The 12,948-nt window shown below is 66.9% G+C and carries 9 protein-coding genes and 1 pseudogene; 8 read left to right on the top strand and 2 right to left on the bottom strand.

Annotation, left to right across the window (positions count from 1 at the left end; genetic code table 11):
• Positions 1-12: 12 nt before the first annotated feature.
• Complete coding sequence (locus tag OG230_RS05875; RefSeq protein WP_328909061.1) at positions 13-2,217, bottom strand: ATP-binding protein; 2,205 nt, start codon at positions 2,215-2,217, stop codon at positions 13-15.
• Between the two features lie 218 nt (positions 2,218-2,435).
• Between OG230_RS05875 and OG230_RS05870 the strand changes: the two genes are divergently transcribed.
• The 6 genes from OG230_RS05870 (at position 2,436) to OG230_RS05845 (ending at position 9,050) form a co-directional block, all read left to right on the top strand.
• Positions 2,436-2,885, top strand: a complete 450-nt coding sequence (locus OG230_RS05870; protein ID WP_328909060.1) for a DUF948 domain-containing protein — start codon at positions 2,436-2,438, stop codon at positions 2,883-2,885.
• Between the two features lie 7 nt (positions 2,886-2,892).
• On the top strand, positions 2,893-3,246 hold the full coding sequence (locus OG230_RS05865) for a DUF6167 family protein (RefSeq protein WP_328909059.1): 354 nt from the start codon (positions 2,893-2,895) through the stop codon (positions 3,244-3,246).
• Positions 3,246-5,915 (top strand): alanine--tRNA ligase, encoded by a 2,670-nt coding sequence (gene alaS / locus OG230_RS05860; RefSeq protein WP_328909058.1) that lies wholly within the window; start codon positions 3,246-3,248, stop codon positions 5,913-5,915. Before OG230_RS05865 ends, alaS begins: the two co-directional genes overlap by 1 nt.
• Positions 5,912-6,397 carry a Holliday junction resolvase RuvX gene (gene ruvX / locus OG230_RS05855; RefSeq protein ID WP_328909057.1) on the top strand — a complete coding sequence of 162 codons (486 nt, stop codon included), beginning with the start codon at positions 5,912-5,914 and terminating at the stop codon, positions 6,395-6,397. Before alaS ends, ruvX begins: the two co-directional genes overlap by 4 nt.
• A 95-nt stretch (positions 6,398-6,492) precedes the next feature.
• The gene (mltG, locus tag OG230_RS05850; protein ID WP_328909056.1) at positions 6,493-8,217 is read left to right on the top strand and encodes an endolytic transglycosylase MltG; all 1,725 of its coding nucleotides are present in this window, start codon (positions 6,493-6,495) and stop codon (positions 8,215-8,217) included.
• Positions 8,214-9,050 (top strand): shikimate dehydrogenase, encoded by an 837-nt coding sequence (locus OG230_RS05845; RefSeq protein ID WP_328909055.1) that lies wholly within the window; start codon positions 8,214-8,216, stop codon positions 9,048-9,050. The genes mltG and OG230_RS05845 overlap by 4 nt, the downstream gene beginning before the upstream one ends.
• Positions 9,051-9,727: 677 nt before the next feature.
• Here OG230_RS05845 and OG230_RS05840 read toward each other — a convergent pair.
• Positions 9,728-10,631, bottom strand: a pseudogene (locus tag OG230_RS05840) (ISAzo13-like element transposase-related protein); the annotation flags it as partial.
• 409 nt (positions 10,632-11,040) lie between these two features.
• On the opposite strand from OG230_RS05840, the gene OG230_RS05835 reads away from it, so the two are divergent.
• Both OG230_RS05835 and OG230_RS05830 read left to right on the top strand, forming a co-directional pair.
• Positions 11,041-11,511 carry a hypothetical protein gene (locus OG230_RS05835; protein ID WP_328909054.1) on the top strand — a complete coding sequence of 157 codons (471 nt, stop codon included), beginning with the start codon at positions 11,041-11,043 and terminating at the stop codon, positions 11,509-11,511.
• A 368-nt stretch (positions 11,512-11,879) separates the two neighbouring features.
• Positions 11,880-12,647, top strand: a complete 768-nt coding sequence (locus OG230_RS05830; RefSeq protein ID WP_328909053.1) for a transposase family protein — start codon at positions 11,880-11,882, stop codon at positions 12,645-12,647.
• Positions 12,648-12,948 lie beyond the last annotated feature (301 nt).

Below are 12,948 nucleotides of genomic sequence, written 5' to 3'. Positions count from 1 at the left end.
CAGGCGTAGCTCTCAACCGAGCTCGGGCCCGCCCCTCCCTGTTGTCCGGGAGGCGGCGGGCCTTCGCGTTCCCCCGGGCGCCGGAACGGTGCCGGGCCCCGGCCTACCCGGGCGGCCCTGCTGCCCGCCGGCCAGGGCCCGCGACACGGCCGCCTCCAGGCTCAGCCGCTCACCCGCACGCCGCCTCGCTTCGTACGTCGCCGCGCCCAGTTCCTCGCGGGCACGCTCCTCGCACTGGGTCCGGGGCAGCCCGTAATAGACCGAGCCGAACAGCGGCAGGCCCACCGAAGGCCAGATCCGCTCGGCGGCCCCCTGCAGCACGGCGGCCTCGGCGGCGTCCCCGTCGACCGCGGTGACCAGGGCCAGCAGCTCCAGTGTCAGCACGGTCCCGAGCAGATCGTGGAAGGTCCGGCCGATGTCCAGGCACTCGCGGAGCATCCGGCGGGCGAGGACGGTCTCCCCCCGTTGCAGCGCCGCGTACGCCAGCACGTACAGCGCGTAGGCGAGGGCCCACCGTTCCCCGTGGTCCTCGCAGATCTCCCTGACCTCTTCGCAGATCGTGACCGCGCCGTCCAGATCACCGAGGAACGCCACGGCCATCGCCAGCTCCACCTGGGCCATCAGCACATTGCTGTTGAGCTCACCGGCTTCCTGGTAGCGCCCGAGTGCGTCGCGCAGCAGTTCCTCGGCCCGCACCATGTCGTCCGTGACGATCGCCAGGCAGCCCATCCGGTGCACCGCGTAGGCCACGGCAGCCGCGTCGCCCGCCCGCTCGGCCTCCTCGCGGCACTCCTGCAGTGCCGAGATGGCGCCGATCGCGTCACCCTGGAGCACCGCCACGTACCCGAGCACCCACAGGGCCTTCAACCGGGACGCGTCGTGGGGCGACTCCTCCTCCAGGACGTGGTCCAGCCAGTGCCGGCCCTCGGCGAGACGGCCGCAGCCGACCCAGTAGAACCAGAGCGTGCCCGCCAGGTACTGGGCGAGATGGACCTCGTCGGGACTCTCCATGGAGCATTCCATCGCCCGCCGGAGATTGGGCAGCTCGCTGTCGATCCGGGCCGCCACCTCGCTCTGGCGCGGGCTGAACCAGTCGAGCTCGCACCAGGTCGCGAGTCCCAGGAACCAGTCCCGGTGTCTGCGGCGCAGCCGGTCCGTGTCCCCGGTGGCGGCCAGCCACTCGGCGCCGTACTCGCGGACGGTGTCCAGCAGGCGGTAGCGGCAGCCCGCCCCCGCGTCCTCGCGCACCACGACGGACTGGGCGAGGAGTTCGTCGAGCACGTCGAGCACCTCGTCGGCGGGCAGATCGGGCCCGCTGCAGATGTACTCGACGGCCTCCAGGTCGAACTGCCCGGCGAAGACGGAGAGCCGCGCCCAGAGCAGACGCTGTTGCGGCGCGCACAGTTCGTGGCTCCAGCCGATGGCGGTACGGAGCGTCTGGTGGCGGGCCGGAGCGCCGCCCCGGCTGCCGCCGGTCAGCAGCCGGAACCGGTCGTCGAGACGGTGCAGCATCTGTTCCACCGACAGTGCGCGCAGCCGTCCCGCGGCCAGTTCGAGCGCCAGCGGAATGCCGTCGAGACGGCGGCAGAGCTCCAGCACGGCGGCCCGGTTGTGGTCCGTCACCCGGTATCCCGGGTGCACCGCGCGGGCGCGCTCGGCGAAGAGTGCCACCGCGTCCCGCTCGGTCATCGGGGCGAGCGGGAAGGTCAGTTCGCCGTCCACCCGCAGCGGCCGCCGGCCGGCGGCCAGGACGCCGAGCCCCGGGGCGCGGCGGAGCAGTTCCCGTACGAGTTCGGCCACCGCCTCGGTCATCTGCTCGAAGCCGTCGATCACGAGCAGGAGTTGACGCGGGGCGAGATGGTCGACGAGCGTGGCCCGCGGCGGCCTGCTGGTGTGGTCGGTGAGTCCCAGCGCCTCGACCAGCGCGTGTTCGAGGAGTCCCGGGTCCTGGACGGCGGACAGCTCGGCGACCCAGACGCCGTGGCAGTACCGTTTCTCCAGCGATGCGGCGACTCGTGCGACACAGCGGGTCTTGCCTGCCCCGGCCACCCCCACGACCGTCACCAGCCTGGACTCCTCCAACAGGCGGAACAGCTCGGTCAGCTCGTCGTCGCGGCCGACGAATCTGTTCAGTTCCGCCGGCAGATTGCCGCGGACGGCGGCGGGATGGGTACCAGGGTCGTCGGGTGTGGAGAAGGGGCGCTGAGGGCGTCGCATAAGACACGCAGAGTACTGGCTTGAAAGCTCTCCGTACAATCTCCTTATGCCAACCCTGGCCCCTCCCACCGGTAATGCGGTACAGGGGCTGACGCCCGGCGCGATAGGGTCGAGGGACGACGATTGCCTGTGATGACAGGGGTCGCCGGCAGAGCAGAGACAAGCCCCGAACGGGGCAGGCGACAAGCAGAGAGCGGTGCACTGTGTCCGGTGGAGAGGTGGCCGGGATTCTGGTGGCCGTCTTCTGGGCGATCCTGGTTTCGTTCCTCGCCGTGGTGCTGGTGAGGCTGGCCCAGACGCTCAGGGCGACCACGAAGCTCGTGGCGGACGTGACCGAACAGGCCGTCCCGCTGCTCGCCGACGCGTCCGCGACCGTCCGCTCCGCGCAGACCCAGCTCGACAAGGTCGACGCGATCGCGACGGACGTCCAGGAGGTCACCTCCAACGCCTCCGCGCTCTCCACCACCGTCGCGTCGACCTTCGGCGGCCCGCTCGTCAAGGTCGCCGCCTTCGGCTACGGGGTGCGACAGGCGATCGGCCGCAGGTCCGCTCCCGAACCGGAGCCGGCAGGCCGGCCCTCCCGTCGTACGGTGGTCGTCGGCCGTACAGTGCCATCCGCCCGAGGCAAGAAGCGGAACGGCCGAAGTTCCCGCGGACAGAAGGACTGACGCAGCGATGTTCCGCCGTACGTTCTGGTTCACCGCCGGCGCCGCAGCCGGCGTCTGGGCCACCACCAAGGTCAACCGCAAGCTCAAGCAGCTGACCCCCGAGAGCCTCGCCGCGCAGGCCGCGGACAAGGCGATCGAGACCGGTCACAAGCTCAAGGACTTCGCCCTCGACGTCCGCGAAGGCATGATCCGTCGCGAAGCCGAACTGGGCGGGGCGCTGGGCCTGGAGGCACCGGTCGACCCCGAACTCCCCGTACAACAGCACTACGCAGTCGAAGCGGCCGACGCCGCCAGGACGGGCGAACCCGCCGTGTACCGCAAGCTCCCCTACAACTCGTACAACCGGAATGAGGACCACTAATGGAGTCGGCTGAAATTCGCCGCCGCTGGCTGAGCTTCTTCGAGGAGCGCGGTCACACCGTCGTCCCTTCGGCGTCGCTCATCGCGGACGACCCGACTCTGCTCCTGGTCCCCGCGGGCATGGTCCCCTTCAAGCCGTACTTCCTCGGCGAGGTCAAGCCGCCCGCCCCGCGCGTCACCAGCGTGCAGAAGTGCGTGCGTACGCCGGACATCGAAGAGGTCGGCAAGACCACGCGCCACGGCACGTTCTTCCAGATGTGCGGCAACTTCTCCTTCGGCGACTACTTCAAGGAAGGGGCCATCCAGTACGCCTGGGAGGCCCTGACCAACTCCGTCGACGACGGCGGCTTCGGCCTCGACCCCGAGCGTCTGTGGATCACGGTCTACCTGGACGACGACGAGGCCGAGCAGATCTGGCGCGACAAGATCGGCGTTCCCGCCGAGCGCATCCAGCGCCTGGGCAAGAAGGACAACTTCTGGTCCATGGGCGTCCCGGGCCCTTGCGGTCCCTGTTCCGAGATCAACTACGACCGCGGACCCGAGTTCGGCGTCGAGGGCGGCCCGGCCGTCAACGACGAGCGGTACGTGGAGATCTGGAACCTCGTCTTCATGCAGTACGAGCGGGGCGCCGGTGACGGCAAGGAGGACTTCCCGATCCTCGGTGACCTGCCGTCGAAGAACATCGACACCGGTCTCGGCCTCGAACGCCTCGCCATGATCCTGCAGGGCGTGCAGAACATGTACGAGACCGACACCCTGCGCGTCGTGATGGACAAGGCCACCGAGCTGACCGGCGTGCGGTACGGCGCCGAGCAGGGCACGGACGTCTCGCTCCGCGTCGTCGCCGACCACATCCGTACGTCCGTGATGCTCATCGGCGACGGAGTCACCCCCGGCAACGAGGGCCGCGGCTACGTGCTGCGCCGCATCATGCGCCGCGCCATCCGCAACATGCGGCTGATGGGCGCCACCGGCTCGGTCGCCGGTGAGCTGGTCGACGTCGTGATCAACACGATGGGTGAGCAGTACCCGGAGCTCATCACCGACCGCAAGCGCATCGAGACGGTCGCCCTCGCCGAGGAAGCCGCCTTCCTCAAGGCCCTCAAGGGCGGCACCAACATCCTCGAGACCGCCGTCACCGAGACCAAGGCCGCCGGTGGCCAGGTGCTCGCCGGCGACAAGGCGTTCCTGCTCCACGACACCTGGGGCTTCCCGATCGACCTCACCCTGGAGATGGCCGCCGAACAGGGCCTCTCCGTGGACGAGGACGGCTTCCGCCGCCTCATGCAGGAGCAGCGGGACAAGGCCAAGGCCGACGCCAAGGCCAAGAAGACCGGTCACGCCGACCTGTCCGCCTACCGCGAGGTGGCCGACACCTCGGGCGCCACCGAGTTCACCGGCTACACCAGCACCGAGGGCGAGTCCCGGATCGTCGGCCTGCTCGTCGACGGTGTTCCCTCGCCCGCCGCCTCCGAGGGCGACGAGGTCGAGGTCGTCCTCGACCGGACCCCGTTCTACGCCGAGGGCGGCGGCCAGCTCGCCGACCAGGGCCGGATCCGGCTCGACACCGGCGCCGTCATCCAGATCCGCGACGTACAGCAGCCGGTCCCGGGTGTCTCCGTCCACAAGGGCTCGGTCCAGGTCGGTGAGGTCACGGTCGGCGCCGCCGCCTACGCCTCCATCGACAACACCCGCCGCCGGGCCATCGCCCGCGCCCACAGCGCCACGCACCTCACGCACCAGGCGCTGCGCGACGCCCTCGGCCCGACGGCCGCCCAGGCCGGTTCGGAGAACTCGCCCGGCCGCTTCCGCTTCGACTTCGGTTCGCCCGCCGCCGTCCCCGGCACGGTCCTCACCGACGTCGAGCAGAAGATCAACGAGGTCCTGGCCCGCGAACTGGACGTCCAGGCCGAGGTCATGTCCATCGACGAGGCCAAGAAGCAGGGCGCCATCGCCGAGTTCGGCGAGAAGTACGGCGAGCGGGTCCGCGTCGTCACCATCGGCGACTTCTCCAAGGAGCTGTGCGGCGGTACGCACGTCCACAACACGTCCCAGCTGGGTCTGGTGAAACTGCTCGGCGAATCGTCGATCGGTTCCGGTGTGCGCCGTATCGAGGCCCTCGTCGGTGTGGACGCGTACAACTTCCTCGCCAAGGAGCACACGGTCGTCGCCCAGCTCCAGGAGCTGGTCAAGGGCCGCTCCGAGGAACTGCCCGAGAAGATCGCCGCCATGCTCGGCAAGCTGAAGGACGCCGAGAAGGAGATCGAGAAGTTCCGTGCGGAGAAGGTCCTCCAGGCCGCCGCCGGACTCGTCGAGTCCGCCAAGGACGTACGGGGCGTCGCCCTGGTCACCGGGCAGGTCCCGGACGGCACCTCGGCCGACGACCTGCGCAAGCTCGTCCTGGACGTCCGTGGACGCATCCAGGGCGGCCGTCCGGCCGTCGTGGCCCTGTTCACCACGGCCAACGGGCGTCCGCTGACGGTCATCGCCACCAACGAGGCCGCCCGTGAGCGCGGTCTCAAGGCCGGCGACCTGGTCCGTACGGCCGCGAAGACCCTCGGCGGCGGTGGCGGCGGCAAGCCGGACGTCGCCCAGGGCGGCGGCACCGACCCGAACGCCATCGGCGACGCCGTCGCCGCTGTCGAACGCCTCGTCACCGAGACGGCATGACGCCGGACATGACGCCGATGCGCCGCGGTCGCCGTCTGGCGATCGATGTCGGGGACGCCCGGATCGGGGTCGCCTCGTGCGACCCCGACGGGATCCTCGCCACGCCGGTGGAGACCGTGCCGGGACGTGACGTCCCGGCCGCCCACCGGCGGCTGGGGCAGATCGTGGAGGAGTACGAGCCGATCGAGGTCATCATCGGTCTGCCGCGCTCCCTCGGCGGCGGCGAGGGCCCCGCAGCCGCCAAGGTCCGGGAGTTCGCCCAGGTGTTCGCCCGCGCGGTCGCACCCATTCCGGTGCGATTGGTGGACGAGAGGATGACCACAGTGACAGCCACTCAAGGGCTGCGCGCCTCGGGCGTGAAGTCCAAGAAAGGCCGTTCTGTCATTGACCAGGCTGCCGCTGTGGTGATCCTCCAGAACGCTCTGGAGTCCGAACGGGCGTCAGGTAAAGCTCCGGGCGAGGGCGTCGAAGTGGTTGTCTGATCGCGATACGGTAACGTTCCGCGCGATGCGGCGGTGTTCGAACAAACACTGCACAGCAAAGAGGCGGAACGTCGTCTCGCGGCACTAGGGGATCGATGACTGAGTATGGCCGGGGCCCCGGCTCCGAACCGTGGCATCCCGAAGACCCCTTGTACGGGGACCAGGGATGGGGAGGCCAGCAGGCTGCCCACGGCCAGAGCCAGTACGGCCAGGACCAGTACGGCGGCCAGCAGCAGCCCTACCCGCAGGACCCGTACGCCCAGCAGCAGCCGCAGCAGTACCCGCAGCAGCAGTACGGCACGCCACAGGACCCGTATGCCCAGCCGCAGCAGCAGTACGGCACCCCGCAGGACCCGTATGCCCAGCCGCAGCAGCCGCAGCAGCAGCCCCAGTACGACGGGGGCTGGGACACCGGTCAGCAGGCAGCCATGCCGTACGGCGGGCAGCCCCAGGACCCGTACGGACAGCAGCCCGGCGGATACGGCGGACAGCAGGACTACTACGGCACCCCCGAGGCGTACCCGCCGCCGCAGCCCCCGGGCCGCCGTGACGCGGCGCCGGGGCAGCAGTCGCCCGACTGGGAGCCGGACGTGCCCCAGGAGGAGACGCACCCCTTCTTCACCGGCGCGGACGACCCGGTAGGCGGTGACGACCGCGACGACGACGAGTACGAGGACGACTCGCGCGCGTCCCGCCGCGGCGGACGCGGTGGAAGCGAACGCCGGGACAAGGGCAAGAAGAAGAGCCGCAGCGGCTGTGCCTGCCTGGTCGTCTCCGTGGTCCTCGTCGGCGGACTCGGGGGAGTGGCCTACCTGGGCTACTCCTACTACAAGGACCAGTTCGGCTCGGCGCCCGACTACGCGGGCGAGGGCAGCGGCTCCGTCGAGGTGGAGATTCCCAAGGGAGCGCTCGGCAACGAGATCGCGGGCATCCTGAAGAAGAAAGGCGTCGTCAAATCCATCGGCGCCTTCACTTCGGCACAAAATGCCAATCCGCGGGGCAAATTCATTCAGGCCGGTGTGTATCTCCTCAAGGAGGAGATGTCGGCGGACAGTGCCGTGAAGCTGATGCTTGACCCGAAGAGCCAGAATGCCCTTGTGATCCCCGAGGGGACGAAGAACGTCACGATCTACGCCAAGATCGACGCACGTCTCGAGCTCAAAAAGGGCAGCACGGCCAAGATTGCCGAGACAAATGCGGAGAGCCTGGGGCTGCCGGACTGGGCCGAGGACAATCCCGAGGTCAAGGACCCGCTGGAAGGGTTCCTCTACCCGGCTGCCTACCCGGTTTCCAAGGGGTCGAAGCCCGAGGACGCCCTGAAGCGCATGGTCGCCCGGGCGAACGAGGAGTACGAGAAGGCCGAGGTCGAGGAGAAGGCGACCAAGCTGGGTCTCAAGAATCCCTGGCAACTCATCACGGTCGCGAGCCTCGTGCAGGTCGAGGGCAAGTACAAGCACGACTTCGACAAGGTCGCCCGGGTGGTCTACAACCGGCTCAAGCCCGGCAATACCGAAACGGTCGGCAGGCTCGAATTCGACTCCACGGTCAACTACATCAAGGGCCAGAGCACACTGGACCTCGGCCCCGTGGACGGACTCCGGGAGATCGACGACCCCTACAACACTTACAAGATCAAGGGGCTTCCGGCGGGTCCGATCAGCAACCCCGGCGCGGACGCACTGCACTCGGCGATGAACCCGGCCTCCGGTCCCTGGTACTACTTCGTCTCCGTGACCGAGGACAAGACGGTGTTCGCCGTGACGAACGAGGAGCACGAGCGCAACCGGCAGAAGTACGAGGACGAGAAGGCCGGCCAGTGAACACACCGCGCAGAGCCGCCGTCCTCGGCTCCCCCATCGCCCACTCGCTCTCCCCGGCCCTCCACCGGGCCGCCTACGCAGCGCTGGGCCTCAAGCACTGGTCGTACGACCGCTTCGAAATGGAAGAGGCGGGACTCCCCGGCTTCATCGAAGGGCTGGATTCTTCCTGGGCCGGGCTGTCAGTGACCATGCCGCTGAAGCGCGCCATTATTCCGCTGCTGGACGAGATCAGCGAGACCGCGTCCTCAGTTAACGCCGTAAACACCGTCGTGTTCGCCGAAGATGGCCGCCGAGTCGGCGATAACACTGACATCCCTGGCATGGTGGCAGCCTTGCGTGAACGCGGCCCGGAAGTAGTGGAATCCGCAGTGATTCTGGGTGCAGGCGCCACTGCGTCGTCTGCCCTTGCAGCCTTGGCCCGTGTGTGTATCGGCCCGGTAACCGTCTACGTCCGCTCGAAGACGCGAGCTAGGGAGATGAACTGTTGGGGAGAATCTCTTGGGATTGATGTGCGCACGGCTGATTGGAGCGAAGCCGCGAGTGGCCTAGGGGCCCCACTGGTCATTTCTACGACTCCTGCAGGGGCCGCGGACTTTCTCGCTGAGGCGGTTCCAGAGAACCCGGGTGCCCTTTTCGATGTGTTGTATGAACCGTGGCCATCCGTCCTGGCCCATGCATGGGTGGCAAGAAAAGGGTCAGTGATTGGCGGCCTTGAACTACTCGTCCATCAGGCTGCATTGCAGTTTCGATTGATGACGGGTTGCGAGACTTCCCCTTTGGAAGTCATGCGGGCTGCAGGGGAGTCGGCTCTAGCCGCTTCTCGTGAGGACTAGAGAAGATGTGGCCATCGATTGTCAGGAAGTGGAGCTTTCCACAGTGGCTCCTTGCGATCCGTCAGGGCGTCGGTCGTAGGCCCCTTGAGCGATCTTTGCCTGGCTGTCGACTTCTTCGTGCTCAGTTGGCTGTCCGTCGGCGCGGACTGATTTGTGGGCCATTTCTGAGATGGGCAGGTGCTCGCTTTCGCGGCGAGGGTGGGCATGCCAGTCAGGTACCTGGTAGTCGTCGGCGGTGATCGTTGTGGTCTCCAGGTGACCAGATGTCGGCTAAGGGCGCGCACAGAATCAACACCCGGCTTTGATCTCGGAGTGGGTGGCCGCCGGGGCGAGGAACGCGGCTACGTCCGCAGCTGTGCGGAACAGTGCTGTTGCAGGCAGGATCGTGTGACCGCGGTCGGCCAGAAGGGCCGCACCTCTTGCGCGGCCCGGGAGAGAGTGCTGCGGGTGACGCCGAAGAGTACGGCCAGGAGGTCGTGTGTGCCGAGTTTGCGGTGTTCTTCCAAGGCGGGGACCAGCTCGCCGACCAGGGGGTTCAGCTGCGTGGTCGTCATGCCGGTCAGTTCCGGGTTGCGGAGTGAGGCGGAGCCAAGACGGCGCGGAGCCCGGGCCGCGGGAGTGACCGTATGCCCAGTGGTCTTGGACCCGTTCTTGTCCGGGTGGGGGTGCGCACCCGCAGGGCGGAGGGTGTAGTTCCAGTCGCCGCGGAGGCAGTGCCGGCTCAGTGTCAGTGCGTCGATCTGCGCGTCGGTGACTTTCACGCCGGTGTCGTAGGTAGGTGCGGGTGCCGAATTCGGCATGCACCCGGAGTCCGGTGTGGGTAGTGGTCGCGGCGATGGTGTTCACGATGGTCTCGTGGCTGGTCAGGGGCCTGCCGAGCCAGTTCATGGTGAGGTGGGAGAACAGCCTGTGTTCGATCTTGTTCCACTTCGATGGGCCCGGGGATAGGTGGCACACGGTGATCTGCATGCCGGTCTCGGCGGCCAGGGCGGACAGTTCCGCTTCCCAGGCGCGGGTGCGGTAGCCGTTGGAGCCACCCGCGTCCGCGGTGATCAGCAGTCGGTGGGCGTGCGGGTAATCGCCTCCCGTACGGAATCGCCTTTGAGGTGACGGAACTGCGCATTTCGGTCCGGGTGCTGGGCGCCTTCGATGGTCTTGGCGTTGCCCTGCAGGCTGAAGCCCTCCTCCCGCAACAGGTCGCCGACGTTGTCGGCGCTGACCTTGTCCTGGTTGACTCGTCGTCCAGCGCAGCGGTGACATCGGATCCCCGCGCAAGTCCGGCTCCACCAGGGCAAGCAGCGCAGGCCGCAGCCCCGAGTCCAGATCCGCGGCCTTCCTCCGTCCACCGCCGGGCCGACGGACCCGACCCAGCGGCTCTTCCCTCGCCGCCGGCTCGTCTACGCCCTTGCGGACCGTGGCCTCGCTGACGCCTGCCGCCCGCGCGACGGCCCGGATCCCGCCGTGGCCCAGGACGCGGGCCCCAACTCCCATCAGCAGCCGACGCTGCCGTTTGTCCAGATGCGGGAGCAACACCCCGAACTTCACGGCCAGTTGATCACGAGTTGATTCCGGTACGCCTATACCACGTCAACGAGCCGGATCGCGGGAAGTAGTACGTTGATTCTCTGCGAGCCCTTAGTGGATTCGCAGAGCCTTCGTTGCTTAGGCTGCCCCGGTGATTGTGTGGTTTCGGGTGGGTGTCAGCGAGCAGTGCGGACTTGTACCGCTTGGCCGCGTGGACATAACGAATAAGTCTTGCGATATCAAATAAAATCGACGCGATCCCGATTTGCCCTTCTGGGTGTGCCGAAACTAGGAACCTTGGATTCCAGTTATTGATTCTTTTGTAGCTACCTCGAGTCTACTGGCGCGTGGCCTTGCAGGTGATGTAGCGTCCCTATTATCGGCGTGCCCGCATCATTTTCGGGTCTACCGTTCCGATTGTGCACTATTGTCGCATTTAGGGAGTTTTATAGTGGGATCGTTCGATATGAAGAAGCGAATCTCTGTCTTCTTTGTTGCCTTCTCCTCAATTCTTGCCAGTGGCGTATATTTTGGCGCACCGGCCAGTGCTGCGGTGATGTGTAGTGATAGGCAATTGAAGGAGTTTGCGACACCGGGTGAGAACGTTGACGTGAGCATATCTCTCTGTGTTGAGAAGGTTAATGGTGTTTTTAAGGCGCGGGCTTACGGAACCGCGACAGACGGTGGAGGTCTGCGCAAGTTTGATAGCTTCATCGTGGAGATCGTGCTTGAGAAATCTGACGTTATGCAAAAGTATCAGGATTGCATATTCACGACTCGGATAAATGACAACGCTAACTCTAACCTTGACTGTACGTCGCCCGGCACCTCCGCTGCAGGCAGATATACCGCTGACGGAAGTATTTATTACGACTTGGACGGTGATGGCCAGGGTGGTTACACCTGGCAATTGACTGGTTCGCCCAGCTTGGCTTGATGTTCTTCTGTCTATTCTCGTACGGGTAGCCTTCTTTTTCCTGTGAAGGTGGTGGCCAGGCTGCCTAAGGGCTGTCCCGCAAAGCATCGGACCCGGCTGTCACTCGTGAGGCGGCCGAGGACATGATGACCTCGTGACGAACAGCCCGCAGGTCCGGCCCGGATCCCGGGCTATGACGGCGGCCCCTTTCAGCACAGCCCGAACACCTATTCCTTCCGCAACCCCGCCAACCGCTTCACCTGGCCCGCCGCGCGTCTGGCCCGAGTCGCCACCGCGCTTACCCCCTAACGGCGCGATCGAGGAACGAAGAGTAGTTCTGCACGAAGCGGTGCCCGATCCCACCAGTCACGACCTGGAAAGATCAGGCCGTGACTGGTGTGATTACGGCATCGGAGTCATCCTGGATAGCCCCGTTCACTGGGCTGAGCCCACGGGCGTTCGGCAAGTTGGTGGTCCAACTGCGTCCCGAGGGCGCCGATGCCCAGGGTCGTGGCCGGCCGTGGAAGCTGCCGCTGGAGGATCGGGTGCTGCTGGTCGCGGCATACTGGCGGACCAACCTGACAATGCGACAACTGGCACCGCTGTTCGGGGTGTCGAAGTCGGCCGCCGACCGTGTGATCCGTGACCTCAGGCCGAAGCTTGCCCTGCAGCCCCGTCGGCGGTTCGCCAAGGACACCGTGCTGATCGTGGACGCCGCCCTGGTCCCCACCCGCGATCACAAGGTGGCCGAGCAGTCGAATAACTATCGCTACTCCATCAACCATCAGGTGGTCATCGTCGCCGACATCCGCTTGGTCGTGGTGGTCGGCCAGCCGCTGCCCGGCAACCGTAGCGACTGCCGCGCTTGGGCCGAATCCGGCGCGAAGGCCGCCGTCGGCAACACCACGACCATTGCAGACGGCGGCCACCCCGGCACCGGACTGGTGATGCCGCACCGCCGCCGCAAGGGCGAAGAGCTGCCCGCCTGGAAACAGGCCCACAACAAATCCCACAAGCAAGTTCGGGACCGCGTCGAGCACTGCTTCGCCCGCATGAAGACCTACAAGATCCTGCGCGACTGCCGCCTGCGCGGCGACGGCGTTCACCACGCCATGCTCGGCATCGCCCGCCTGCACAACCTCACGCTCGCCGGATAGGCGAGACCACCAGCCCGGGGGCGGGCACATCCCGAACAGCCGGGAGCTCATTTACGGGACAGCCCTTGGTAGGTCGATTTCAGGCGCTGGCATGGTGGTTCAGGCTCTCCAGAGCCGAGATGGGGCGCAGGAACACTTGCTGGGGCTGCTGAGGACGGGAGCATGTCCCATTTCCAGGTGCTCATTCGGTAGTCCGTCAAACGGTGAGGTCGCCGCGTCGCCAGCTGCGTTAAGCGGATGGTCAAACCGTCCGCCTAGTGGACCGGCGGCCGGTTCGCGCCCCCGGTCGTGGGAGGATCGG

Origin of the sequence: Streptomyces sp. NBC_00234 (genome assembly GCF_036195325.1) — a bacterium.
In the GTDB taxonomy this organism is placed as follows: domain Bacteria; phylum Actinomycetota; class Actinomycetes; order Streptomycetales; family Streptomycetaceae; genus Streptomyces.
The sequence above is the reverse complement of the archived record's forward strand: the minus strand, read 5'-3'. Positions and strand labels throughout refer to the sequence as shown.

Coding starts and splice junctions, on each gene's coding strand:
- OG230_RS05875 (WP_328909061.1), bottom strand. CDS start 2,217: ATGCGACGCCCTCAGCGCCCCTTCTCCACACCCGACGACCCTGGTACC.
- alaS (WP_328909058.1), top strand. CDS start 3,246: ATGGAGTCGGCTGAAATTCGCCGCCGCTGGCTGAGCTTCTTCGAGGAG.
- OG230_RS05835 (WP_328909054.1), top strand. CDS start 11,041: ATGAAGAAGCGAATCTCTGTCTTCTTTGTTGCCTTCTCCTCAATTCTT.
- mltG (WP_328909056.1), top strand. CDS start 6,493: ATGACTGAGTATGGCCGGGGCCCCGGCTCCGAACCGTGGCATCCCGAA.
- OG230_RS05865 (WP_328909059.1), top strand. CDS start 2,893: ATGTTCCGCCGTACGTTCTGGTTCACCGCCGGCGCCGCAGCCGGCGTC.
- ruvX (WP_328909057.1), top strand. CDS start 5,912: ATGACGCCGGACATGACGCCGATGCGCCGCGGTCGCCGTCTGGCGATC.